The organism is Rhodococcoides sp. S146-33, from assembly GCF_059489205.1.
In genome coordinates this window covers 1-26,052 of record NZ_JCAJWY010000011.1, presented here as the reverse complement: position 1 = coordinate 26,052, position 26,052 = coordinate 1, and the positions used below count along the sequence as shown (strand labels likewise).

17 protein-coding genes are annotated in these 26,052 nt (G+C 65.5%); 13 read left to right on the top strand and 4 right to left on the bottom strand.

What is annotated here, in order from left to right:
- Nucleotides 1-207: 207 nt before the first annotated feature.
- Entirely contained in the window at nt 208-1,680 is a 1,473-nt protein-coding gene (locus AC5WEY_RS24910) for a cryptochrome/photolyase family protein (RefSeq protein ID WP_495647966.1), read from the bottom strand.
- A 127-nt stretch (nt 1,681-1,807) separates the two neighbouring features.
- On the opposite strand from AC5WEY_RS24910, the gene AC5WEY_RS24905 reads away from it, so the two are divergent.
- From AC5WEY_RS24905 to AC5WEY_RS24890, 4 genes are all read left to right on the top strand, one after another.
- Nucleotides 1,808-3,460, top strand: coding sequence for an alkaline phosphatase D family protein (locus AC5WEY_RS24905; protein ID WP_495647965.1), 1,653 nt, complete (start codon nt 1,808-1,810; stop codon nt 3,458-3,460).
- An 18-nt stretch (nt 3,461-3,478) separates the two neighbouring features.
- Nucleotides 3,479-4,321, top strand: a complete 843-nt coding sequence (gene trhO, locus AC5WEY_RS24900; protein WP_495647964.1) for an oxygen-dependent tRNA uridine(34) hydroxylase TrhO — start codon at nt 3,479-3,481, stop codon at nt 4,319-4,321.
- Between the two features lie 3 nt (nt 4,322-4,324).
- The gene (locus AC5WEY_RS24895) at nt 4,325-5,200 is read left to right on the top strand and encodes a pseudouridine synthase (RefSeq protein WP_495647963.1); all 876 of its coding nucleotides are present in this window, start codon (nt 4,325-4,327) and stop codon (nt 5,198-5,200) included.
- A 96-nt stretch (nt 5,201-5,296) separates the two neighbouring features.
- Nucleotides 5,297-5,509 (top strand): hypothetical protein, encoded by a 213-nt coding sequence (locus AC5WEY_RS24890; RefSeq protein WP_495647962.1) that lies wholly within the window; start codon nt 5,297-5,299, stop codon nt 5,507-5,509.
- A gap of 97 nt (nt 5,510-5,606) precedes the next feature.
- On the opposite strand, the gene AC5WEY_RS24885 is transcribed toward AC5WEY_RS24890, so the two are convergent.
- A complete protein-coding gene (locus AC5WEY_RS24885) occupies nt 5,607-11,084 on the bottom strand; it encodes an ATP-binding protein (RefSeq protein WP_495647961.1) in 5,478 nt (1,825 codons plus the stop codon).
- 415 nt (nt 11,085-11,499) lie between these two features.
- Complete coding sequence (locus AC5WEY_RS24880; protein WP_495647960.1) at nt 11,500-12,174, bottom strand: TetR/AcrR family transcriptional regulator; 675 nt, start codon at nt 12,172-12,174, stop codon at nt 11,500-11,502.
- A 282-nt stretch (nt 12,175-12,456) separates the two neighbouring features.
- On the opposite strand from AC5WEY_RS24880, the gene AC5WEY_RS24875 reads away from it, so the two are divergent.
- From AC5WEY_RS24875 to AC5WEY_RS24840, 8 genes are all read left to right on the top strand, one after another.
- Nucleotides 12,457-17,556, top strand: a complete 5,100-nt coding sequence (locus AC5WEY_RS24875; protein ID WP_495647959.1) for a PDDEXK-like endonuclease domain-containing protein — start codon at nt 12,457-12,459, stop codon at nt 17,554-17,556.
- Nucleotides 17,557-17,565: 9 nt separating this feature from the next.
- A complete protein-coding gene (locus tag AC5WEY_RS24870; protein WP_495647958.1) occupies nt 17,566-18,771 on the top strand; it encodes a metallophosphoesterase in 1,206 nt (401 codons plus the stop codon).
- A 28-nt stretch (nt 18,772-18,799) separates the two neighbouring features.
- Nucleotides 18,800-19,639, top strand: a complete 840-nt coding sequence (locus AC5WEY_RS24865) for an HAD-IIB family hydrolase (RefSeq protein WP_495647957.1) — start codon at nt 18,800-18,802, stop codon at nt 19,637-19,639.
- 63 nt (nt 19,640-19,702) lie between these two features.
- Nucleotides 19,703-20,533 (top strand): hypothetical protein, encoded by an 831-nt coding sequence (locus tag AC5WEY_RS24860; RefSeq protein WP_495647956.1) that lies wholly within the window; start codon nt 19,703-19,705, stop codon nt 20,531-20,533.
- A gap of 3 nt (nt 20,534-20,536) precedes the next feature.
- The gene (locus AC5WEY_RS24855; protein ID WP_495647955.1) at nt 20,537-21,454 is read left to right on the top strand and encodes a hypothetical protein; all 918 of its coding nucleotides are present in this window, start codon (nt 20,537-20,539) and stop codon (nt 21,452-21,454) included.
- Between the two features lie 76 nt (nt 21,455-21,530).
- Nucleotides 21,531-22,079 carry an LpqN/LpqT family lipoprotein gene (locus AC5WEY_RS24850; protein ID WP_495647954.1) on the top strand — a complete coding sequence of 183 codons (549 nt, stop codon included), beginning with the start codon at nt 21,531-21,533 and terminating at the stop codon, nt 22,077-22,079.
- 110 nt (nt 22,080-22,189) lie between these two features.
- Nucleotides 22,190-22,888, top strand: a complete 699-nt coding sequence (locus tag AC5WEY_RS24845) for an SDR family oxidoreductase (protein ID WP_495647953.1) — start codon at nt 22,190-22,192, stop codon at nt 22,886-22,888.
- A complete protein-coding gene (locus AC5WEY_RS24840; RefSeq protein WP_495647952.1) occupies nt 22,885-23,475 on the top strand; it encodes an ester cyclase in 591 nt (196 codons plus the stop codon). Before AC5WEY_RS24845 ends, AC5WEY_RS24840 begins: the two co-directional genes overlap by 4 nt.
- A gap of 6 nt (nt 23,476-23,481) precedes the next feature.
- Here the strand turns inward: AC5WEY_RS24840 and AC5WEY_RS24835 are convergent, their stop codons facing one another.
- Entirely contained in the window at nt 23,482-24,369 is an 888-nt protein-coding gene (locus AC5WEY_RS24835; protein WP_495647951.1) for a LysR family transcriptional regulator, read from the bottom strand.
- Nucleotides 24,370-24,472: 103 nt separating this feature from the next.
- On the opposite strand from AC5WEY_RS24835, the gene AC5WEY_RS24830 reads away from it, so the two are divergent.
- Nucleotides 24,473-25,882, top strand: coding sequence for a plasmid pRiA4b ORF-3 family protein (locus AC5WEY_RS24830; protein WP_495647950.1), 1,410 nt, complete (start codon nt 24,473-24,475; stop codon nt 25,880-25,882).
- Nucleotides 25,883-26,052 lie beyond the last annotated feature (170 nt).

Sequence of the window (26,052 nt, the reverse complement as noted above, 5' to 3'; positions counted from 1 at the left end):
GAACGCCGCCCGGCATACGTTGGAGGCCCAATTTGCGGCAAAGCACTTCTGCGGTGGCAATTCAGTGCGAAATGCGGCCGATCGTGAGGTCGGTGTTCTTGTCATTGGAGAAATTCGTTCACACAAGATCTGCGGGATGAACCGCGGAAGACTGCCGGCTCGAATCGCTGCGTGGGACTCGACCGCGCTCATTTCTGCCGGAGCGCGTCAGTACACCTCGCGCTGCCGCTCCTGTTCCAACACCTGCTCGAGGTCGCTCAATCGGTTCATCGACGACACCTGACGCGCCGTGCGGTGATTGAGCGCCAACATCTCGCGGTGCCGGTGCACGAATGCCCAGTAGCCGGCAGTGAAGGGGCACGCGTCGTCGCCCAGTCGCTTCTTCGGGTTGAATTCGCACGGCTTGCAGTAGTCGGTCATGCGGTTCAGGTACGCCCCGCCCGACGCGTAGGGCTTGGTGGCGATCACCCCGCCGTCCGCGTGCTGACTCATGCCGATGACGTTCACCGGCATCACCCAGGCGAACCCGTCGACGAAAGCCGTTGCGAACCAGTCGGTCAACGCTCGGGGGTCCCACGCATGTTGCAGCGCAAAGTTTCCCAGAATCATCAGCCGGGGGATGTGGTGCACCCAGCCGCGGTCGCGTACGCCGTCCACCGTGCTGGACAGGCACTTCGAAACCACGGCGTCGCCGTCCAAGTCGAGTAGCCAATCCGGCAGCGGCTCATGCGCTTCGAGCTTGTTGCGTTCAAGATACTCAGGCCCCAGATGCCAGTACAGGTGCCACACGTATTCGCGCCAGCCGAGGATCTGCCGAACGAAACCCTCCACGCTCGCCAGCGGCGTGCCGTCTCGGTGGGCGTCCTCGGCGGCGTGCGCCACATCCAGCGGTTGCAGCAGTCCCAGATTGAGCGGCACCGAAAGCAGCGAGTGCGACATGGTCCAGTCGTCGGCCATCACCGCGTCCTCGTACTTGCCGAAGTCGTTCAAGCGGTAATTGACGAAGTGCGCCAACGCTTCCGACGCCTCGGAAGCAGTCACCGCGAACACTCGTGGCCCGTCGACCCCGACGGTGTCCAGGTCCCACGAATCGAGATCGACACGCACCTCGTCGTCGATGGCATCCTCGGTCGGCCACCACGGTTCCTCCACGCCCAGGGTCAGCCGACCCTTCGGCGGCGGCGACTGATTTTCGGCATCGAGGTTCCACTTACCCGAGACCGGGTCGGCACCGTCCATCAGCACCGAGAATCTCTTGCGCTGCTCGCGGTAGAACGTCTCCATTCGGAAGGTGCCGCGCTCGGCCGCCCAGTCGGCGAACTCTGCTCGCCCCAGCGCGAACATCGGCGTCGGCAAAATTTCCGAAACCAGGCCTTCGTCGTGCAACAACCCGACGAACTTCTCCGCCGCGTGCGAGGTGGGCTCGAACACCACCACCGGCTTGCCGTACTCGGCCAACCCTTCGCGATACGTCTCGGTCTGCAGATAAGTGACGCGATCACCCAGCTCGTCGGCCAGGTGCCGCATCCCGGACAGCACCAAATGAAGCTTCTGTCGGTGGTATCGCCGACGGCGGAACACGCGCCGGGACTCGATCATCAGCACGTCTCGCTCGGCATGCTCGTCCACCGAGTGGAAGTGCGGACCGAGCTGATCACCGAACAACCAGAGAGCATCCATTCTCCGAGTGTTCTCCCGCAGCGCAGACGGCAAACCAGTATCCGAACCATGGCCGGTTGGTGAACACTGTGGCCGACCCAGGCGCGCCTTACTTGACCGCCGCCCATCCATCGCATGGACTGACCCGATGCACGCTGAGTCTGCGCTTTCCAGAAGAACGTTTCTTCGCTCGTCGTCGGTAGCCGTCGCGGTGGCCGGAGTCGCCACGACACTCCCGGCAACCGCCCAGGCGCAGAGCAGCGATCGAGGCTTCCTGCACGGGGTGGCATCGGGAGATCCGTTGCCCGACGCGATCGTTCTCTGGACCCGCATCACCCCCACGCCCGACGCCACCCCGGGCTCCGGCGTCGGCGCGCAGGTATCGGTGACGTGGCGAATCGCCCGAAGCGCAGACATGAGCGACGTCGTCGCCTCTGGAACGGTCTCCACCGGTCCCGATACCGATCACACGGTCAAGGTCGACGTCGACGGACTCAGCGCGGACACCACATACTTCTACGACTTCCGGACGAGCGACGCGGTATCGGCCGTCGGGACCACGCACACCGCCCCGGCCAACGACGCCGATATCGATGCCATGCGGTTCGGCGTCGTCTCGTGCTCCAACTGGGAGTCGGGGTACTTCGGTGCCTACCGGCACCTGGCGGCCAGGACCGACTTGGACGCCATCGTGCACCTCGGCGACTACATCTACGAGTACGAGACGGGCGGCTTCCCCGGGCGCGACGGGGTGATCCGGCAGCATTCGCCCACTCACGAGATCGTCACCGTCGCCGACTACCGCCAGCGTCACGGCCAGTACAAGTCGGATCCCGATCTGCAGGCCGCGCACGTCGGTGTGCCGTGGATCTGTACGTGGGACGACCACGAGTCCGCCAACGATGCCTACGACGGCGGTGCCGAGAACCACACCCCCGCGACCGAGGGCGATTGGTACACCCGCAAGGCGAACTCGGAGAAGGCGTACTACGAGTGGATGCCGGTGCGCGCGGCAGGCACGGCGACCAACCGTCACCTCTACCGTCGGCTGCGGTTCGGCAACCTCCTGGAACTCTCGATGCTGGACCTGCGCACCTACCGCTCGCAGCAGGTGCTTCCGTTCAATGGTCCCGAGGTCGATTCTCCCAACCGAACCATCACCGGCGCGGAGCAGATGCAGTGGCTCACCGACGGCATCGTTTCTTCGCCGACGCAGTGGAAGATCGTCGGCAATCCGGTGATGATCACGCCTACCCTCATTCCGCCGCTCGACCGTGATGCGGCCAAGGCCGTCACCTCCCTGCTCGGCATTCCGGAAGGCGGCCTGCCCTACAACGCCGATCCGTGGGACGGGTACACCGCCGACCGCCGCAAGCTGCTCACCGCGATCGTGGACGCGGGCGTCGACAACACGGTGTTCATCACCGGCGACATCCACTCGGCTTGGGCCTGCGAGGTACCCCTCGATGCGGCCCAGTACGCCACCACCGAACCTGCTGCCACCGAGCTCGTCGTCACCTCGGTGAGCTCGGCCAATATCGACGATCTGACGCGTACTCCGCCGCACACGCTGGGCCGCGTCGCCGAGGAGGCGTTCAAGGCGCTCAACCGGCACGTGAAGTTCGTCGACCTCGACAGTCACGGTTTCGGCGTCTTCGAGGTCACCAAGACGGCGGCTCGGATGGATCACTGGTTCCTCACCGCCAAGGAGGATCCGCAGACCGGCGTGTACTGGGGAGCGGGCTTCACCGTCGACTCCGGCACCCAGCGAGTCCGGGCGGCGGCACCGCCCGCCGGATAACGCGCCATACTGGTCGGCGTGGCTGTACCGAAAATCGTCCTGTTCTACGTGTTCACTCCATTGCCCGATCCCGAGGCGATCCGGCTGTGGCAACAGACGCTGGCCGCGTCGAACAACCTGACCGGACGCATCCTGATCTCCGAACACGGCATCAACGCGACGGTGGGCGGCGACGTCGACGACGTCAAGAGGTACGTCCGCGGCACCCGCAGCTACCCGGCCTTCAATTCGGCCGACATCAAGTGGTCCGATGGGCTCGGCAACGATTTCCCGCGACTGAGTGTGCGCGTACGCGACGAGATCGTCACGTTCGGTGCGCCCGGGGAGCTGAAGGTCGACTCCGAGGGTGTGGTCGGCGGTGGCACTCATCTGAGCCCGGAACAGGTGCACGAGCTCGTCGATGTTCGCGGCGACGACGTTGTCTTCTTCGACGGCCGTAATGCCTTCGAGGCGCAGATCGGCAAGTTCAAGAATGCAGTGGTCCCCGACGTGGAGACGACGAAGGACTTCGTCTCGCAGCTCGATTCCGGTGCCTACGACCATCTGAAGAAGTCTCCGGTGGTCACGTACTGCACCGGGGGAGTGCGGTGCGAGGTGCTGTCTTCGTTGATGGTGGCCCGCGGGTTCGAGGAGGTCTATCAGCTCGACGGCGGAATCGTCCGATACGCAGAGACTTTCGGCGACGATGCGCTCTGGGAGGGTTCGCTGTTCGTCTTCGACAAGCGGATGGCGCAGAACTTCTCCGATCACACCGCCGTCATCGGACGCTGCAGCGCCTGTGGCAACCCGACCTCGCGGTACCAGGACTTCGACGGTGACGCCGGCCGTGGTCTGCGGTTGATCTGTCTCGACTGCGCGTAGAGAATGCTGCCCTTCCGGGACGGTCTCGCTCCTCTGAGACTGCTGTTGCCGCATGGTGATTCGGCCACCACCATCGTGGAGTACTTGGAACGCGAGATGCCCGACGACGACTGGCGACGGGCCATACGCGACGCCGAAGTGGTCGACGAGAAAAGTCGGCCGATTACACCGGATTCTCGATACCGCCCCGGGAGCCAGGTTTACTTCTATCGCGTTCCAGCGGTGGAAGTTCCGGTTCCATTCGAGATCGGCATCCTGCACGAGGACGAGGACCTGCTGGTGGTCGACAAGCCGCACTTCCTCGCCACCATCCCGCGTGGTCGGCACGTCACAGAAACCGCGACCGTCAGGCTACGAAAGCAATTCGACTGCCCCGACCTCACGCCCGCGCACCGGCTCGATCGCGCCACCGCCGGGGTACTGCTCTTCACCAAGACCAAGCATGCCCGACGGCCGTATCAGGAACTTTTCTCCTCACGCAACGTCACCAAGGAGTACGAGGCGGTTGCGGGATTCGATGCGGCACTGCAGTTTCCCCGCGTCGTACAGAGCCGGATCCTGAAGGAGCATGGCGTCATGACGGCATACGAGGAGTCGGGGGAGCCGAACAGCGAGACCCGCGTCGAACTCGTCGACGCGTCCGGTGATCGTGCCCGCTATCGACTCTTCCCCAAGACCGGCAAGACTCATCAGCTGCGGATTCACCTGTCCTCGTTGGGTATTCCCATAGTGGACGATCCGTACTATCCGGTGTACACATCGACTCCCGCCGACGACTTCACCCGGCCGCTCCAACTCCTCGCTCGGGCGTTGGAATTCACGGACCCCCTGAGCGGTGAACCGCGCCGATTCGAGAGCAGCCTGACTCTCGAGGGTTGAGGGGCGGCATCGTTCGTTCGGACGATTGTGACAATTGGGACGCGAGGTTAGCGTGTCGAGCGAGCCATGTCCGAATGAAGAGAAGAGGAGAAGAGTGTGAAGCGTCGTATTGCTGTTGTGTTGGGAGCGGCCGTTATAGCCGTAGCGTCGCCGGCGGTCGCGGTGGCCGATACCGGGAGCGCAAGCACCGGTAGCGCGAGCGGCGCGTTGTCGGATCTGTCGCGGTTGTGGGAGGCCTGCGCGCTGACCATCTTCACCGGGCAGTGCACCGGAATCGTGGCCACGATTCCTCCGTACGACATCCCCTGAACCGACAAACGCGCGCGCGTTCGCCAGATGCTTGCGGAATCGTTCACATTCCGCGAGCGTCCAGCAAACGCGCGCGCGTTTGCGAGAACCCCAGGCCCTACTTGGCCAACGACCGCGCCATTCCGCGTTCGATGGCAGCGACCAGCTGTGGGCGCAGTTCGGCGGCGGGGACGATGTGGTGCACCGATCCGACGTTCTGCGCTCGCTGGATGTTGTGGATGGCCTCGAATTCGGCTGCCACCTCACCCAGTTTGGCGTTGCGGGCGTTCGCTCGCACGGTGCCGAGCTCGACGCGCAGTGCCGAGCGGGTGGCGTCGTCCTCGGCTGTGTTCAACCTGGCCTCGAGCTCCTTGACCTCAGCATCCGCTGCGGTGCGGGCATTGACGTCGCGGGTGAACACCACTGCGGCTGCCGGGGCACCGCCGAGTACGGAGGCGAAGGAGCCCTCCACTGCAAGGACTTCCATGTTGTCGTTGAGCGCGCCAGAGAACACCACGAACGCGCCGCCGTGGTATCGCGAGACGACACAGAACACGACCGGTCCGTCGAAGTTGACGATGGCGCGGCCGATTTCGGCACCGTATTCGAGCTGGATGTTGCGCAGCGATTCCGGTGATCCGTCGAATCCGGAGAGGTTGGCCAGCACCACGATCGGCCGGCTTCCGCTGGCGGCATTGATGGCGCGCGCCGTCTTCTTCGACGAGTTCGGGAACAGGGTGCCCGAGGTCCACTGATCCGGGCCGTCGGACGGGAACCAGCCCTTACGGGGGATGGCCCGCGATTCGATACCGATGACGGACACCGGGATTCCGGCGAGGTGGGCGTCGAACACCACGGAGGTGTCGGCGTCGGCCATGTCGGCCCAACGCTCGAGCACCGAGTGGTCCTGGTCCACCACAGCGCGCATCACGGTGCGAATGTCGAACGGCTTCTTACGGTCCGGGTTGGTGACCGAGGAGAAGATGTCGCCGACGGTGGTGAAGTCGCTCGACGGGTGCACGTGCGGGTAGGTACGCACGTCGCGCTCGGTCGGGTCTGCGGTGGCCGCGCGGCGTGGGAAGCGTTCTCCCGGTGCGGCATACGCGTGGTCGTAGTGCGCGAACAGGATGTCGCACGCGGCCCGCAGGTTCGGTGCCCAGTACTGCGCCTGGCCATTGGGGCCCATGACGCGGTCGTAGCCACCGATGCCGAAGTTGTCCTCGGCCGAGACGCCACCGGAGTAGTCGAGGGACTGCTTACCGGTGAGCACCATCGCACTGTCGGGGGTCATCACCAGGATGCCCTTGGTGTGGGTGAGCATCGTGGCTTCGGCGTTCCAGTAGGGCTGCGCGCCGACGTTGATGCCCGCGACGACGATGTTGATCTCGCCGCCGGCCTGGGTGAAGGTGATGATGCGACGCAGGCCGCGCGATACCCAGTCCATGTTCTCGGTGCCCGATTCCATGGAAATCGTTGCGCCGGAGGACAATGCGAACCACTCGACGGGCGCACCGAGTTGTTCGGCGAGGTCGATGGCTGCAACGATCCGCGAGCACTCGGCCTCGGCGACCGTGCCGAGCGCCTTCGTCGGGTCACCGAAGAGCGCGACGCGGGTGATGCCCTCGGGGTACTTGGCAGTGGGCGTGGTCGCGACACCGACGATGACGCCCGCCGTGTTTCGGCCATACGGACGCTCGACCGGGGCGAGGACGCCGTCGGCGTCGAAGTCGTACTCGGTGAACGTGCCGCCGTTGCTGCTCAGCAACGGAATGAGCTCGTACGGGTAGACGGTGCCGCGGGCCTGTGACCGCTGCACCTTCTGGGTGTACTCGTCGAGCGGACGCATCGGCTCGGTCGGCGGCGGGGTCACCTTGGCGACGATGCCGGCACCGGATCGGTACGACAGACGCAGTGCGACCTCGCGTGGTGTCGCGCCGGGTGTTTCGGCGAGCCGAGCGATGAGGGTGATCTCTTCGAGGCCGGCCCCGATCGTCAGCGGCGCGATGTGCCGGGCGATGGTGGCGATTCGGTCGGCGGGAACGTTCAGTACCGGCCAGACGTAGAGCACGACGCGGTTGGCGTCGAGGCGCTTCTTGCCGCGTCCGGCCTGAGCGCGGCGGATACCGTCGAGGCAGGCCGCGACGGTTCGTTCGATCTCCGGTACGGCGACGATGTTTCCGGCGTCGTCCAACTGTGTTGTGATGCCACGGATCTCGGCGAGGGCGACCAGTCGCTCGTCGGAGGGGTTGGCCTTCGACGTCAGGTGGAACAGGTATGTGCCTGCGCTGGCGGGCAACCGAACTCCGTCGAAGTTCTTCAGGCGCCACAGGTCGAGCCGTTGACCGGTCAGCGGGTGCATGTCCCGGATGATCGTGTCCTCGGCGAGGGGCTCGGAGCCCTCGACCGTGGTGCGGCGATACGTCATCTTCCGCGTGACGGTGCCGAACACCGTGACGGTGACGCGACGCCAGCGGCCGGTGCCGGGGTGTGCGGCCAGAACGGCCTGCAGCTGATCCGAGAGCGCATCGCCGTCGGTCGGAGCGTCCGGCCAGGACAGGTAGAGATCCACGGCCAGGTTCTCCGGCGAGGGGCCGGCGATGTCGTCGACAGCATCGAGAGTAGCTGCGAGAGAATCGAAGTCGGTTGCCGTGGAGATCAGGTGCAGCTGCTCACCCGAGAGCTCGAACGCGCCGGTGACGAAGTACTTGCCGTCGCGGTCGAACGCCTTGACGTCTTCTAGGGTGCGAATCTCGTAGTACTGGCGGGTGATCACCTCGAGCAGGGCTCCTGGATCGGTGATCCGTTGTGCCAGTAGCTCGATCAGCGGCTCCGGGGTGGCGACCAGTGCGGCGACGCGGGCCGAGTAGTCGGCGGCGTCGGGGTTTTCGGCGAGGTACTGCAGGCTGCCGCGAACGCCGTCGTAGATCTTCTCTCGGGCGATGCGGATCTGCGGCTCGTCGAACAGTCGGAAGCGCAGGTTGCGTGCGACGTCGCCGATGACGGGGTAGCGGGCCTGGGTGGCACCGATGAGGCGTTCGAGCACCTCGGCCATGGCGGGGGTGGCGTCGGGCTGCTGCGAGCTGTCGCTGAGCCAGTGGCCGAGCAGGGCGGCGATGACCGGAACCTGGTTCTCCATACGCTGCAGGGCGAGGAAGACGCGGTAGACGGCTTCTTCGAGCTCGGGTGTGCGGCCCTCGTCGATGGCGGCATCGTAATGCGCCATAGCGCGAGTGAGCTTGCCCCGGAACGACTCCGGCAGTCCTTGCACATCGGCGTCGAGCGACTGCATGAACGAGTGGAAGTGCTCGCGCGGGGAGTGGACGCGCTCGTCGGTGCTCTCTTCGTCCATCGTCGGTCGGTTGCGGGAGAGCTCGCAGATGTCGGCGAAGGTGTTGAGCAGTGCCAGTTCGGCACCGACGAGCGCCGAGTCGTTCCGCGGGACCTCGGCACGCAGAGTCTCGTAGGTGGACAACAGGTTTCGAGCGCGGGCTCCACTGACGTCGAATCCGGTGATGAGGGCTGCGAGTTCGTCGAGGCGGTCCAGCGCGCGGCGCTGCGGAGAGCGCTGCGCGGCATCGTCGATGCCGCGGAACTGCACGCGCGGTGCCTGCTCGGAGACCTTCTGCTCACCGGCCTGATCGACGCGCAGCAGGGCTGCTCCGGCGTCCACCTGCCCGTTGACCGAGGCCAGTACCTCACGCACGGTGCCCGCGTACGGAGACCGGACGGCGGTTTCCATCTTCATCGACTCGAGAACGACGAGCGTCTGTCCGGCTTCGACCTCGTCACCGACGGCGACCGGTACGGCGACGACGACGGCGGGAGCGGGCGCGCGGACCAGCCCGGCCTCGTCCTGGGAGATCTGGTGGCTGATGCCGTCCACCTCGACGAGGAAGTGGGCGGCTCCGGCGACGGTGACGACCTGGTAGCGGTGGTCACCGATGACCAGACGGCTCTCGTACGTGCCGAGGCGTTCGACGTCGACCTGCAGTTCGCCGATGGCATCTCCGTCGATGCTGTAGCGGTGCGGGCCGGCCTGGCCTACTTCGAGCTTGTAGGCCTGGCCCTGGTAGTTCAGTTCGACGGTGCGGCCGATGGCATGGGTGGCGCGCGGCCGGCCGCCACGTGCGGAGCTGAGGAACGCGGCGCGCTCGCGGCCTTCCTCGGCGTCGTAGGCGTCGATGGCCGCGGCGATGATGGCGATGTCGGCGACGGCCGTCGGGCCCACCTGCGAGCCGGCTTCGGTGCGGTCGAGCCAGCCGGTGTCGGCGGAGGCGGAGATGACTTCCTCGCGGTCGAGCAGGCTCAGCAGGAACGACTTGGTGGTGGTGCCGCCGTCGATGACGACGGTGGTCTCACGCAGCGCGTTGCGCAAGCGAGCCAGCGCTTCGCTGCGGTCACGGCCCCAGGCGATGACCTTGGCGACCATGGAGTCGTAGTCGGGCGGGATGACGTCGCCCTGTGCGATACCGGTGTCGACGCGGATTCCGGTGCCGAGCGGGAACTTGAGCAGTTCGACCGTGCCCGGCGCGGGCGCGAAGCCGTTGTCGGCGTCCTCGGCGTTGAGGCGGGCCTCGACGGCGTGGCCGAATTCGGTGGGGCATTCACCGGGGAGTGCTTGACCGTCGGCGACGAGGATCTGCAGCTTCACCAGGTCGATGCCGGTGGTGTACTCGGTGATGGGGTGCTCGACCTGCAGACGAGTGTTGACCTCGAGGAACGTGAAGATCTTCTGCTCGGGCTGGTATAGGTACTCGACGGTGCCTGCACCCTGGTAGCCCGCAGCCTTGACGAGCTCGGCCGAGGCGGTGCGCAGCTGATCGGCCTGTTCCTTGGTCAGCAGCGGCGAGCTGGACTCCTCGATGACCTTCTGGTTGCGGCGCTGGATGGAGCAGTCACGCACGCCGGGTGCCCACACGTTGCCGTGGCTGTCGGCGATGACCTGAACCTCGACGTGCCGGGCATCGGTGACCAGACGCTCGAGGAATACGACCGGGTCGCCGAACGAGCGCTCGGCTTCGCCCTGGGTGCGCTCGAGGGACAGTTCGAGTTCGTCCTCGTGGAAGACCTTGCGGATACCGCGGCCACCGCCGCCCGAGCGGGCCTTGATGATCAGCGGGTAGCCGATTGCCGCTGCGTGTCGTCGAGCGTCTGCGCGGGTCTCGACCGGTCCACCGGACCACGGTGCGACCGGGACGCCGACCTTCTCGGCGAGGATCTTGGCCTCGACCTTGTCGCCGAGCAGACGCATCGCGTCGGCGGACGGGCCGATGAAGGTGATGTTCAGTCGGGCGACGAGATCCGCGAACGTCGGGTCCTCGGCGACGAAGCCCCACCCGACCCACACGGCGTCGGCACCGGACTCCACCAGTGCCGCCTCGAGGACGTTGTAGTCGAGGTACGCCGAGCCGGTGGCGGGCTTGCGCAGCGTGACGGCCTCGTCGGCCTGGCGGACGAACATGGCCCGCTTCTCCGCCTCGGTGTGCAGCGCTACGGTGCGGATGCCGTAATCGTGTTCGGCGTTGAGCTCTCGGACGGCTCGGATCAGCCGTACTGCTGCCTCGCCTCGGTTGACTACTGCAATCCGCTTGAACAACGTATCTCTCTTCGCTCGGTATGGGCGCACTTCGTCGGTGCACTCTCGATGGAACGTGGACTGGTGCTGAGCATGTCCGTTTATTTGTCACCGGGTCGTTCTGCAGGCTCCACCCCTGCACTCATGCAGCACTCCGACCGACCTATTCTAACTGCAATGTGCCCCCGTGCATCGCCAACGACGTTCGGCGTGAGTGTGATTGATCACCAAGAACTCAATGATCTTCTGTAGCAATGCGTTTCATTCTTGTCCGGTCGGTGCTACTGAGCAGTAACACTGGTGTACTCGCGAGTAGCGTTGTCGTAACGGCTAATTCGTCATTCTGCCACTCGCGTTACTACCGGCGGGTACATTACCGGCGGGTACAACTCTGCTGAGCCCCCTCGAGCGAGCCGATCGGTCGCGCGTCCGGCCCTCATCGGGCACCCTCGTCGTCGTCACGGGGCAGCCGCAGCGCGTTGACCCACAGTCTCGTTGCCGTCTCGAGCAGGCCCTCGTAGTCCGCCGCGGACCGACCGCCTGCGGCGTCGACGACGAAGTGGTTGAACGCGAGCCGACTGATCATCGACGAGAGGGCTCGGGAGGCGAGAAGAGGATCGAGTGCGGTATCGGCCAGGCCCCGGTTCTGCAGACTCTCGATGCTGCGGGCATTGCGTCTGACGAAGGCGTCGGCGCGCTCGCGGCGAAGCCGGCGAAATTCGGGGTCGATGTTCGAGACCTGCTCGAGCAGGGCCATCAGCTTCGCGTTGCGTTGGTACGCCTCGAAGTAGGCGCGGTTGCTCGCTGCGATCACGGCCACCGGATTTTCGTGGGGATCCACCCGTTCCGTACCGGGGTGCAGCATGTCGTCCCTGGCCTGTTCGAGCACCGCGGCCAGGATTTCTTCTTTGCTGGTGAAGTACGTGTAGAAGGTTCCGGCAGAGCACCGAGCAGCGCGAGTGATATCGATCAGCCGGGAGTCGAGGTATCCGCTCTCCTCGAATACGCGACGTGCGGCCGAGACGAGAGAGGATCGAGTTCGTAGCCCGCGTGGGGTGATCGGCAGCTCCCGATCGGGAAGCTCGCCATCGGACTCCGACGCAGCAGGCATTCAGTCTTTATACGTCATTGTGCGCACGGTGCCGTGCGAATCTCACAGCACTGGGTAACTCTGGTGTTCGTGCGTATTCGAGCGAGTGCCGAGGGAGTGGATCGGGGCTCTTCGCTGTGGTGCACACGGCCACCGAAACTCCGTCTTTGTGACCGGGCACTAGAACGCATTCTGTCTGCTCAGCACGCGGTGAACAACGGCTTTCGAGCGGCTAGTGTGGCCGGGGTGCGCAAGCACTGTCCCTGAAAATGGGACGGCCATTCGAGTATTTGTGGGGAAACTGTGACGGCTGCAGCGGCTACCGGTCGTGAACACGACGACGAGCTCAAGAGCAGGGTGCAACGCCTGCTGCGCTTCCTTCGCGAGATCGTCGAAGCGCGATCGAACCCAGTGCTGCGATTCGACGATCACGTGCAGGTCGAGTGGGTGCATTCCGGTGACGTGCCGATGCAGATCGATCCGCTGGCCAAGCAGGGTGGCGTTGTGCTTCGTGCGCCGCGCATCGCGGTCGACGAGCCGCCGGTGCCTCCCGAGCTGTTGTCGGGGTGGCTCGATCCTCAGATCGTCGCCGACAGCCGCTACCGCGAGCTGGAGCTGGCCGACGCGTCCTCGGTGACGTCCCGCCGTCGGGCGGAGGCGCAGGAGTCCGACGCCGACTTCGATATCCGCAAGGCCTACGAGATCAAGAAGGCGTTCGAGGAGTACTCGCAGTCGTGGAAGGAATGGGCGCAGGAAGACCGCGAGCGGCGTCCCCAGGCTGCGATCTACCAGGCCCTGCAGTTGATGATGCAAGAGCTCGCGTCCCGGCCCGAGTCGATCGAACTGGTCGTGGCGTCGGGCTTGCTGACGTCGAGCAACGCTGATCAGCAGCGCAGTGTGCGCACCCACCTGATCACGCAGCAGGCCAACATCGAGCGGGACGTTCGCACCGGCGACCTGCTGGTACGGCTCGCAGCGAACACGACCCCTCGGCTCGAGGACGGGCAGCTGCTGACGGGCTCGAACGAATTCGACACTTCCGGATCGGTGGAGCTGGCGCAGCTGTTGCACGATTCGGTCACCTCACCCATCGGGGCCGGGGTGGAGCAATTCCTCCGAACCTGGGCCGAGCGAGTCCCGCGGCACGAGATCGAGGTTCTCGATCGGGTCGGACCGCCCGGAGCCCTCGCGTACATCGACGACGACCGAACGCTGACCGTCTCGCCTGCCCTCGTGCTCCGCACCCGTAACTCGTTTGCCTTGGTCGAGTACTACGAGCGGATGATCGCCGATCTCGAGTTCGCCGACTCCCCGGTACCGCTGGGTCTCGCGCAGCTGGTAGATGCCATCGAGCCGGCAGATCGGTTGGCGTGGCTCGAGCGCACCGGTGCAGGTGAGTCGTCGGTCCTGGCCGAGGATCCGCTGTTTCCGTTGCCGGCGAACGCGGAGCAGTCGCAGATCATCGAACGTCTCGGACGCGACAGCGGTGTCGTGGTCGAGGGGCCACCCGGTACGGGCAAGACCCACACCATCGCAAACCTGATGTCGGGGCTGTTGGCGCGAGGTCAGCGGGTTCTGGTCACTAGTGAAAAGTCACAAGCTTTGCGGGTGCTCCGTGACAAGCTGCCGCCGGAGCTGCAGGAGCTCTGTGTGTCCATCACCGACCTGTCTCGTGGTGGTTCGGACGAGCTCAACCGCAGCGTCGCGAAGATAGCCGAACGCAAGACCTCGTTCGACGAGGCCAGCGAGGTGCAGAAGATAGAAGCGCTGACGACGAAGCGCGCGGCGGCTCTCGCTCGGCGGGCCGAGCTGCTGGACCGTGTCAGCGCGCTCCGCGAGTCCGAAACTGTTGTGCACGAATATGTTTCGGATGGTTACGACGGTACGGTGTCCTCGATCGTACGCAAGGTCAAGGCGGCCGAAAGCTCACACGAGTGGCTGCCGGGCCCACTGCTGGCCGACCGGCCACCATTCGACGGTGCCCAAATCGATCGCTTGCGCACGCTGATCGCTACCTCGAACGAGAGTCGTGAACTGCGCTCCCGCCAGGTGCTGCCGCGCCCGGAGACGATGCTGCCGAATTCGGCCGAGCTCGCGGCGCTCTGCCAGCGCGCCGGCGCGCAGATCGACGCGGTCTCGCCCCAGGCCGAGGCCCTCATCGCGCTGCTCGACGGCGTGCAGCCGGCGGTGTCCGCCGAGGTCAGGCAACTGTGCGAAGAACTTGCCGCCCGAGTCCGAGCGGTGGTCGAACTCGACGGTTCCTATTCGCGCCTGACCGATTCGGTGCTGTCCGGTGAAGCCGCGCACCTGTGGTCTCGGGTCAGCGGGCTGGACCTGATGGTGGAGACGGCAGCTGCGTCGGATCGGTACGTCGGTGCGCACGACGTGCAGTGTTCGTCGAGTTCGTCGGCGGCGCTGGCGGCAATGGATGCGCTCGCCGCAGCGCTGGAGTCGGGTGTCGAGTGGAAGCCGCGGTTCCGTCGCAGCGAGGAACAGAAAGCCGTCGAGGCTCTCGGGATCGTGGCCACGGTCGACGGGCAACCCGTGACGACGGCGATGGCCGCGCGTCTGGTGGCCGAACATCTTCGCGCGATGGACGCCGTGCAAACCGCAGCGGTGCTGCTGGCCGACCTCGCGGTCATCGTTCCGCTCGACGGAACACGTTCGATTCGCGTGAACGACCTGGCGCGGATCGCCGATCGGCTCGGTCTGGTGACGTCGGTGGTGTCCGCACGTGACGCCCTGGTACACCGGCTATACGCCATTTCCCCTGCGGCACCGTGGATTCGGACCTTGGCCGAGGCTCGTGAGATCGCAGGAGCCGCCGACGCCATCGCACAGCGGGCGGATATCGATGCCGCGCGTGCCGAACTGGAGGCCCTGCAGTTCTCGGTCGCCACTCGCATCGATGCCGGGCCTTCGCCCGAGGGTTCGACCCTGGTGAGTGCGTTGAGCACCGCCGATCCGGTGGAATTGGCAGCTGCTGTTGCCGCGTATTCGCAGGCATGTGCCGAGCAAGAAGATCAACATCTGCTCGAGTCGATGTCTGCGGAACTGTCTGCGGTGGCACCCGCCCTGTTCGATCTGGTCGAGGACACCGCCGCGGACGTCGAGTGGGACGAGCTGAGCTGGCAGATGTCGAAGGCCTGGGCGTGGCGTCGTGCTCGAGAGTGGGTCGGCGAACAACACCACGGCGGTCTCGAACAGCAACTGGAAGCGGATCTGACCGCGGCCGATACCGATATCGCTTATCTCACTACCCGTCTCGCTGCCGCGAGTGCGTGGCGCAACAGTCTCGAACGGATGACCGCCGTCGAGGTCCGCGCGTTGCAGACCTACCGCGAGCATATCTCCAGCATCGGATCCGGGGCCGGCAAGTATGCCGAAACCTACCGCAGCGCAGCGCGATCGGCGATGCGTGAGGCGCAGAGCGCAGTGCCTGCCTGGGTCATGCCGCTCTCGCAGGTACTGGCGTCGATTCCGCCGGTGCCGGGTAGCTTCGACGTCGTCATCGTCGACGAGGCCAGTCAGGCCGACATCACTAGCCTGTTCCTGCTCTATCTCGCGCCCCGAGTGATCGTGGTGGGCGACGACCGTCAGTGCGCACCCGCCGATGTCATGCAAACCGGCACCCTCGAGGACGTGTTCGACCGATTGGACGTGTACCTGCCCGATCTGCCCGAACACGTACGGGCGACCTTGACGCCGAGGTCGAGCCTGTTCTCCATGTTGCGCACCAGGTTCGGTCAGGTGGTGCGGTTACGCGAGCACTTCCGGTCGATGCCCGAGATCATCAATTGGTCGAGTCAGCAGTTCTACGGAGACTCACCGCTCGTTCCCGTTCGGCAGTTCGGGGCGGACCGGCTACCGCCGTTGCGGCACACGTACGTTCGCGGTGCGACGGTAACCGGAAAGAATGCGTCGCTTGTCAACCGCACCGAGGCCGTTGCGATCGCCCAACAGATCGCCGACTGCCTCGAGGACCGCTCTTACGACAATTTGACCTTCGGTGTCGTTGTGCTGCAGGGGCAGTCGCAGGTCGACGAGATTCGCAACGAGCTGATCAAGCGCATCGGCATCGAGCAGTGGGAACAACGTCGACTGCGCGTCGGTACGCCGCCGGACTTCCAGGGCGACGAACGTAACGTCGTGTTTCTGTCGATGGTGGTGGCACCCGACCAGAATTTCGCCACTCTCACCGCCAACCAGTACAAGCGGCGGTTCAACGTGGCGGCCTCGCGGGCACAGGATCAGCTGTGGCTCTTCCACTCGGTGACGGTCGACCGCCTCAAGCGAGCCGATCTGCGTAACTCGTTGCTGAGCTATGTCACCTCCGTGTCGCCGGCCCCGGCCGATCCGATGCCGGTGAACGTTTCACGTGAGGTCCGGACGGCTCCTTTCGAGACGCTTCTCGAACAGCAGCTGTGGAACGACCTCGTGGACCGTGGCTTCCACGTCAATCCGGGTGTGCACGTGAACAACCGGCGTCTCGGCCTGGTGGTCACCGGAGAATCCTCGCGGCTGGCGGTGGAGTGCGACGGCGACACCTTCCTGTCCACCTCGGCGCAGCGGCTGGCCGATCTGCAGCGTGAGCAGGAACTCAAGCGCTGCGGCTGGACGTTCTGGCGCGTGCGCGAGTCGGAGTACTACCTCGACCGCGATGCAGCGTTGGAAAGTCTCTGGGCAACGTTGGCGCAACTGGGCATCAAGCCCAACAGTGTTGTGGTGGACGGTGTTACGTCTCCCGACGAGGCGTGGACGCCGGTGCCGCTCGAGTCCTCGCAGTTCGATGATTCCGGTGCCTTCGATACCTCGTCCACCGACGACTCCGCGGTGCCACACCGATCGGTGCTGTCCCTGTGGACCATGCCGCACGTCGACATCCCGACCGAGACCGACCCCGGAGCATCGACTCCGACGCTTACCAACGGCTCTCGAAGCGCCGATGGAACCGGAACGACCAATGGGTCCGGAACGACGAACGGGTCCGGAAGCAACGGTGCTCACGGGACCAACGGATCCGCCGGTCCGGCTGCCACTCGTGGCTCTGCTCATCCGAACGGGTCTTCGACGCCGGGTCGGTCGCCGATGACCAACGGATCCTCGCAGTCGAAGCCCGAGAAGCCGACAACCGCCGAGGTCGAACATGCGGCCGACAACGAAGCGTCCTCACCGGTGGGGGCGGAGGAGGCGGCTGCGGCTCGCGACGACACCACCTCGAGCGTCGAGCCGCTCGAGCCCGGCGGCACCGTGCCGAAGCAACCGGAGGAGAGTCCGGTGAAGTCGGAGAAGCCCGATGTCGAAACGAGCGCCGGTCTCGAGGAATCGGACGACCAGACGATCGCCGAGCACGAACTTCCGCTCAACGGACTGCGTGGCTACACCACCCGGCGTCGACCGTAGCGCTCGCCGATGACAGACCGCCAGACTCAGCACCCCGAACGGTCGGCCTCACCCCACCGATCGCGTCGCCGCAGGATCGTCTTGCCGACCGTCGTGTTCGTGGTCTGCGCAGCGCTTTTCGCGCTACCGACGTGGACGATCGTGTTCGCGGGCGCGCAGTGGGTGTCGGCTGCACAGGTCGTCGGGATCTCGGTTGCGATCGTCGCCTTCCTCGCGCTGCCCGCGTCGATGTACCTGGGTCACCGACCGGGTCCGGAGGGGCCGAGCAAAGATGCCTGGGCTCGCGTCGCAGACGTGCTGCTCGGTTTGGTCTGGATCTCGTTCGTGTGGTCGGCGCTGTCCTTGCTGCTGCGGCTGGGCCTGTGGGTCGCCGGAGTCGACGACCCGATGCGGTCGCGGATCGTGTCGCTCTCGACCGTGGGAATCGTGGTGGTCCTTGCCCTGTGGGGTCACTACGAGGCGATGCGCACGCCGCGGGTCCGGCATACGACCGTGCGGATCGATCGGCTGGGCCCTCGATTCGACGGCCTGCGAGTAGTTCTGGTGACCGACACGCATTTCGGTCCGCTCGATCGGACGACGTGGTCGCACCGTCTGACCGACGCCGTCAATGCACTCGAGCCCGATGTGTTGGCTCATGTGGGAGACATAGCCGACGGTTCGGTGGACCGGCGCCGACAGCAGGCAGCACCGCTGGAATCCATGCTCGCAACATCGGCGCGCGTGTACGTCACCGGCAATCACGAGTACTTCGGCGAGGCACAGGAGTGGCTCGATCACATGGAGAGCATCGGGTGGAACTCTCTGCACAATCGGCACGTGGTGCTCCATCGCGGTGACGACGCATTGATCATCGCCGGCGTCGACGACGCCACGGCCCGGGGTTCCGGTGCGCCGGGCCACGGTGCCGACCTCCCTCGGGCACTCGCAGGCACCGATCCGTCGATGCCGGTGTTGTTGTTGGCTCATCAGCCCAAACAGGTCGGCGACGCCGTCCGGGCAGGTGTCGATCTGCAGGTGTCCGGCCATACGCACGGCGGTCAGATCTGGCCGTTCTCGGCATTGGTCCGCCTCGACCAGCCGGTGGTTCACGGACTGAGCCGTCATGGCGAGCGAACTCAGCTCTACACCAGTCGCGGATCGGGATTCTGGGGTCCGCCGTTCCGCGTGTTCGCGCCGAGTGAGATCTCCGTTCTGACCTTGGTCGCCGGCTGAAGCAGCGACACCTGGCAGTATCGGTGGAGTGAAGAGAGCCCAAGACGTCGTCGTGGTCGCAACCGATCTCGACGGCACGTTGTTGCGTTCGGACCGAACGATTTCGGCGCGCACGGCCGACGCGATGGCCGGTGCCGACGCCGCCGGAATCAGGGTCGTGTGGGCGAGCGCACGGGCGCGTCATTCCATCGACCAACTCGCTGCGTCCTGCGGATTTCGCGGGACAGCGATCGGTGCCAACGGTGCCGTGGTTCTCGACCTGGCCGACGGCACCCCGAAGATCGTCGGCACCAGATCGGTACCTACCGAGACGGTCATGTCGGTCAAGTCGGCCGTGCGGTCTCTGGTGCCCGGCGTGGCATTCGCAACCGTCGGTGCCACTCGATTCGTGGCAGAGGCCAGGTATGCCGAACTGTGCGTGTTCGCCGACCATCATCGGCACCCACACGAGATGGAACTCTCCGATCACGGTCTGTCGGTAGACATCGAGCCGACGGTCAAAATTGTTGCCCGGCACAGAGATACGAGCAGTGAGGCCCTGTACGAACTGGTTGCCGCGGCCGGCCTGGACGGGGTGGAGTTGACGCACTCCGGTGCGCCGTACATCGAGATGTCGGCTGCGGGGGTCTCGAAGGCGAGCGCGCTGCAAGCGCTGTGCGAGCAATGGGGAGTATCGACGAATTCGGTTGCAGCAGTGGGAGATGCGCGCAACGACTTGCCGATGCTCGCATGGGCGGGCACGGCGTTGTGCCCGTCGAATGCCGCGGCTCCGGTGCTCGCCGTCGCACATCGTGTCCTGGAATCCAACGACGACGACGCGGTCGCACGATACCTGGAAGAAATCACCGCACTCCGCGCCGAACTGTAACGTCTGGTCTGCTCGTTTCGACGCTGTGTGAAAGGCTGGCCTCATCATCGGCAGAAGGACACCATGAGCTATCCAGGTTCGGGGGACCCCTCGCATCGCGCCTACGGGCAGTACGGCCAGCAGCCGAATCCGTCCGATCGCGTGATTCCGCCGCCGGGGTATTCCCCGGACACTGCAGAGCCCGGGCCTGCCGATTTCCCGTCCCCGTCCGGTCGTCCCCTTCACCCGCCACGTGCCGCAGCCCAGCCTGGTGCCGCAGCCCAGCCCGGTGCCGCAGCCCAGCCCGGTGCCGCAGCCCAGCCCGGTGCCGCAGCCCAGCCCCATGCGCCAGCCCAGCCCAAAGCCCCAGCGCCGTCGGGAGGGTTCGGCGAAGTTCCCTTCCCTCCGGTGTTCACGGGTGGCCCGCCGCAGCCGCCGCGTCATGAACACGGTGGACTGTGGATAGTCGTTGTCGTTCTGGTGGCCGTCGCACTGATTCTCGGTGGCGTGTTCGCGTGGTTGACGCTGCGCGACGATGCCGGTCCAGCCTCGGCGAGCGCTGTGCCGCCGTCGATGGAAATCGACGGCAGCGCTTCGGGTGCAGTGCCGGGCTCCTCGTCGACGGGTGGACAGGAACCGGGCGTGACGACTCTGCCTGCGGGTGCACAGACCTGCCCGGCCACCGTTTCGTCGACCGGCGGCCTTCGAGGTTCGGCCGTGGGGTCGGCAGCCACGTCGTGCCCGTTCGCCGAGGAAGTGCGGTTGGCCTACACGCGGGGCGGCTCGGATCGCAATTCGAGAACGGTGGTGGCCAGTAGTCCGGTGACGGGCAAGCGGTACGAGATGAACTGCGTGTCGCCCGCGCAGTTGGTCACGTGCACCGGTGGCGAGAACGCTGTTGTCTACCTCTTCTAGGTCGTGCATCGCGTCACCGGAAGCTCGTACGCGATCGCGCTGTCGCTTGCACTCCTCATCTCCGGCTGCACCATTGCTACGGACGACGGCCCCGCGACGGATACGTCGAGTGTCTCCGAGTCGACGTCCCTGCCGATGCCCCGGTCGTCCGAACCGACGTCGGAACCGGGTGTGTGGAGCACCGCGGCTCCGGTCGAAACGCTGTCTGCCGCCGATCTGGCTGCCGAGTTCGGCGTACTCGAAGCCGCGGCAGGTGGCCCCATCGGCGCCGCTCTGGTTCCGGTCGGCGGCGGTCCGCCCATCGTGCTCGGAACATGGACCTCCGGTGTCGCCTGGTCGACCGTCAAAGTACCGATGGCCGTGGCCGCCCTACGCAATGGTGGTGACGCGGTGCTGGTCGACGCCGCAGCCGCAATCGAACGCTCCGACAACGCGGCGGCCGACGCACTGTGGGTCTCGCTGGGTGATTCCGCTGCGGCGGGTTCCGCAGTCGAGGCGGTTCTGCGGCAGGGCGGTGACTCTGTCACGACGATTCAGAGGGAGCGGGTCCGTCCCGAATTCAGCGCGTTCGGGCAGACCGAATGGTCGACGCAGAACCAGGCGACATTCGCGGCCGGGTTGTCGTGTATCCCGGACGCGCAACCCGTGGTCGAGATGATGAATAATGTTGTGCCGGAACAGCAATGGGGCTTGGGGCAGCTGTCCGATGCTGCGTTCAAAGGGGGCTGGGGACCGCGAGTGGACGGTGGCTACGTCGTGCGGCAGGTCGGCATCGTCACCACCGTTGCGGGACGTGTGGGTGTAGCGATTGCGGCGCAACCGGATTCGGGTTCGTTCACCGACGGAACCGCCATGCTCGACGCGGTCGGTGGCTGGCTCGAGTCGCGCAGTGATCGGCTTCCCGCGGGGCACTGCCTCTAGCGATTGTCGGGGCACGGATCGGCGCAGGTAGCCTCTGGCGTGCCCGTGATGCGTCCGCCATCGAAAGGCCCATGCTGTGAACGACGCCCAGTCGCCGGAGCCGACCGAACCCACCACGATTGCCGAATACTTGAACGCGCACGCCATACGGGTGTCACCGCTCGACCATGCCGCGGCGGCAGAGCTGGGTATCACCGTGCCGATGCCGGCAGGCTGGCAGACGCTCGATCCAGCGCAGTTTCCCGGGGCTACCCAGGTGATCGTGGAACCGAATCTCGTGGAGAACGGATTCGCGCCGAATGCAGTACTGCTCGTCGGTGCCCTCTCGCGCACGATCGATCCGGAAGCGTTGATGGCGTTGGGTTTCGGAGACGGCCGCGCGATGCCCGGTTGGGTGGAGAGTGAGACGAGTACGGCGTCGTGGCTCGGTTGGCCGTCGCGATTCATTCGGGGTTCCTACGTCGCGCAACAGCTCGAAGCAGCGGTGACGACTCGGTACGTGTTGGTGGGCGTCGATACCCAGTACTTGGTGCAATTGACGGTTACGACGTTGGCATCCCAGCTCGACGCGTTGGCCTTCGATGTCGCAGCGATCAACGACGGCTTGACGGCCGACGAATCGTAACGGGCGGACCCATCGATCTTATTTATGGCAGCAGACGGTAATTGCGATTGTTCGACGGTGAACTCTGCGCTTGGCTGGTGAGGTACCAATCGAGCGAAGGGTGATGCGTCATGCGAGTACTGCTGATAGGTGGAGCGTCGGGAATCGGGCGGGCCGTCGCTGCCGAGATCGTCGACGGGGGAGGCGAGGTGATCCTGGCCGGTCGACGTCCGGAAGCGCTGAACGACGCAGCCACGACACTGGGCACCAGTGCGAGTTCGGTGATCGTCGACCTGACCGACGAGGCGTCCATCGCCGCGGCGGCGGCAGAGGTCGGATCGGTCGATCACGTGGTGAGTCTCGCGGCCGATCACGCGAACGGTCCGGTCGCCGACCTCGATGTTGCCGACATCCGAAAAGCGTTCGACGCGAAAGTGATCGGGCCCCTCTTGCTGGCGAAGCATTTCGCACCGAGTATTGCGGAGGGTGGCTCGCTGCTGTTCTTCTCGGGGGTGGCCGCGTGGAAGCCGGCTCCGGGTCTTTCGGTGATGGCGACGACCAACGGGGCCGTGTCGTTTCTCGTGGAGGCGCTCGCCGTCGAATTGGCTCCGGTTCGGGTCAACGCGGTGTCTCCGGGCATCGTCGATTCCGGCGCGTGGGACTCGATGGGAGCCGGGAAGGATGCGTTCTTCGCCGAGACGGCGCGAGCCAATCCTGCGGGGCGGGTCGGCAAGCCGTACGACGTGGTGGCCGCGGTGCTCTTTGCACTGACCAACACCTTCGTCACCGGAACCACGGTGCACGTCGACGGCGGAGGACGGTTCGGATGAGGCGAGTGTCGTTCGGGCTGCTGTTGTTGCTGTTCACGGCGGCGTGTGGTTCCACTGCGCCGGGCGAGATGGTGCCGGGCGAGATGGTGCCGGCCGATGGCTCGGTGCTCGACCGGTCCAGCGATCTGATCCAGCCGGGGGCGGTTCATCTGGGTGACGCACCGGTCACCGATCGGACGCGTCACCTCGTGTCGATCGCCCAGAATCTGTACACGTTCTGGGACACGGGCGAACGGGTGTACCTCGATCGCGCGGTGGACGATTCGTTCGTCGACCGCACTTTGCCGACGGGCCGGCCACAGGGTCCGAGCGGGCCGCTTGTCGCCTCGGCGGGCTTTCGTACCGCAATTCCGGACCTGTCCTGTGAGCTGGCCGACCTGTACATCACCGGAGATACGTTCACGGCACGGCTCATCTTTCGGGGACATTTCACCGGGGCATACGGGTCGACGGCCGGTAGCGGTCAGACGGTCGAGTTCGGCGCCATCGACATCCAGCACGTGGGGGAGGAGCGCATCGTCGAGGACTGGCACCTGGAAGACAACCTGACGTTCATGCGGCAAGCAGGTCTGGTGGGGTCGAGCTGACGCATGTCATCGCGGTCGGCCGGCTGGAATGCCGCGGCGGAGCAGGTCGGCCTTGAACCGCTGAACCAAGGCGTCACTCGGCGATCCGACCATGGCGACCACGGTGCGACGTAGTTTCGGTTCCAGGGGCTTGACGACGCCGTCGAATCGAGGGGGGAGTGCCGATGTCGGCACCAGAGCGATCCCCAGGCCGGCGCGGGCCAATTGTGCTGCGGTGGTGGCGTTTCGAGTGCGAGTACTGACGGTCGGGACGATATCGTGCGCCGCAGCCTCGGCATCGATCCACGCTCCGAGTCCATTCGACGGGTGATAGTGGACCATCGGTCTACCGCGGAGATCGTTCCATGCAATGCTCCGCTCGTCGGTGAGGTCGAGGCCTTCGGGTATCACGGCGACGATGTCCTCGGTGCCGATCTCGGTGACCTGTCCGGTGAATCGGTCCGACGCTGGGCCGACGGCAAGGTCGGACGCGCCGCCGGTCACGGAGTCGGCCATGGCGTCGGCGCTGCTGTGTTCGGAAAGTTCCACGTCGACGTCGTGGTATTTGCGGGCCCACGTACGCACGATCGGAGCGACGACGGGGACTGTCATCGTTTCCACGCAGGCCAGCCGGAGTCGTCCGCGAGAACCGTCGGCCCGGGCTCGTCCGGTGCGGATCAATCGATCAGCCGCTGCCAGTGCGGCTTTGGCGTCGGCGAGTATTGCCAAGCCGGTCGGGGTGGGACGAACACCGCGAGGCAGCCGCTCGAGCAGGGATGTGCCGATCTCGGTCTCCAAGGCGGCCAGCTGATGCGACAGGGCGGGTTGCGAGAGGTGCAGCCGCACCGACGCGGCGGTCACGGAACCGCATTCGACGACGGTGACGAAGCATTCGAGGGCACGCAAGGTCGGCACAGTCCGAGCGTAAGTGCAAGGGTGTGCGCGTTGCCCGGGGCCGGAGCACCTGACGAGGTCCGACGCCTGTGTCCGACGCATCGATCCGGCTAAGGTCGACCGCATGTCGATCAGAACCGGCCGCGTCCGGCACTTGTCGGTGGTCCCGGATCTGCCCGATCCCCTGGGGCTGCCGGACGGCGGTTCGGCACAGGTTACGGGGCGAGGCCTGGTCAGGCTGGTCCTCGGAGTGACCATCGATCACACGCAGCCGCAGATTTGGCGACGGGTGCGAGTGCGCTCGGACTTGCTGCTGTCCGAACTGCACTCGGTGCTGCAGTGTGTGCTGGGTTGGGAAGACCGACACATGCACGCGTTCAGCATCGGAACTGTCGGTGCGATGCGTCGCTTCGAGATGGCCGAGACGCTCGATCACGAACCGGACGACGAGGCAACGAGCGAGGAGCGGGTTCGGCTCGACGAGGTGCTGTCGGTGCGCGGGTCCGTGCTGATCTACGAGTACGACTTCGGTGACGGATGGACGCACAGCATCGTGCTGGAGCAGATCGATCCCGACATCGACGACCTGCGATCCATCTGCCTCGATGGAGCTCGCGCGTGCCCACCCGAGGATTGCGGCGGGCCGTCGAGTTATGCGCAGGACCTCGAGATCGCATCCGATCCGACCGATCGCGAGTTCCCCCTCCTGCTCACGAGGTGGGGTGCGACCTTCGATCCGAACCGGTTCGACGTCGATGCCGTCAACAAGAAGTTGCGTGGGCTCGACACGGGACGGTCGGTACTCGCCGAAGCGGTGGCGACGGCACCCGCTATCGGCAGACTCTTCGATCGCGTGCGTCCCGGGGAAGTGCCGTTGTTGATGGCGCTGTTACCCCGATGCGAACTCACCATCGAGAGTTCGGTGGATCTGCCGGTGGCCGAGGTCGCGATGGCCATATTGGTGTGGTTCCTCGGCCGGATCGGCGACGCCGGAGTGGTCCTGACCGATGCCGGCTATCTCAAGCCCGCCCTCATCGCGGCGATCCGCGAAGAGCTGGATTGGGGTCTGGGATGGGTAGGAACGAGCAACCGCGAGATCGACCACCATCAGGTCACCGACCTTCGCGAAGCCGTGCGGCTGCTCGGATTGACGAGGGTATCCAAGGGCCGACTGATGCTCACGAAGCTTGGGGCCGGCTTGGTCGACGACCCGGTAGGGATGTGGCGACACGCAGCCTCGCGACTCCCTTTCGGTAGGGAGACGTACGAGACCGACGCCGCCACGCTCTTCCTGATCTCGCTCGCCGCATCTGCGTCCTCCACGCACCGAAACGACATGCTCATCGAGACCGTGGCCGAGCTCGGTTGGGCGAGTGAGGATTCCGGTGTGTTCGACGCGCAGTTCGCGGCGCAGGCCACCGTGAGCTTCCTCGACCTCATCGGCGCTCACGGTCCGCAGTTCTACTTCCGGCAGGGTGTATCGGACTCGCCGAGCTGGTCGCGGAGATTCGCCCGAGACGCCTTGCTGACCTGATCCAGTGGGCGTCCACCGGGGTTGATCTTGCTGCGGACGTTCCTGACCTGCCGATTTGCGTTGGTGGGGTTGGTGGCGTAACTTTTGTCGAGTCAGAGCGACGGACACCGACCCGGTCTTCACGGACAGGGATACGAGGTTGGACGTGTGGCCTGGCAGGTTGTATCCCC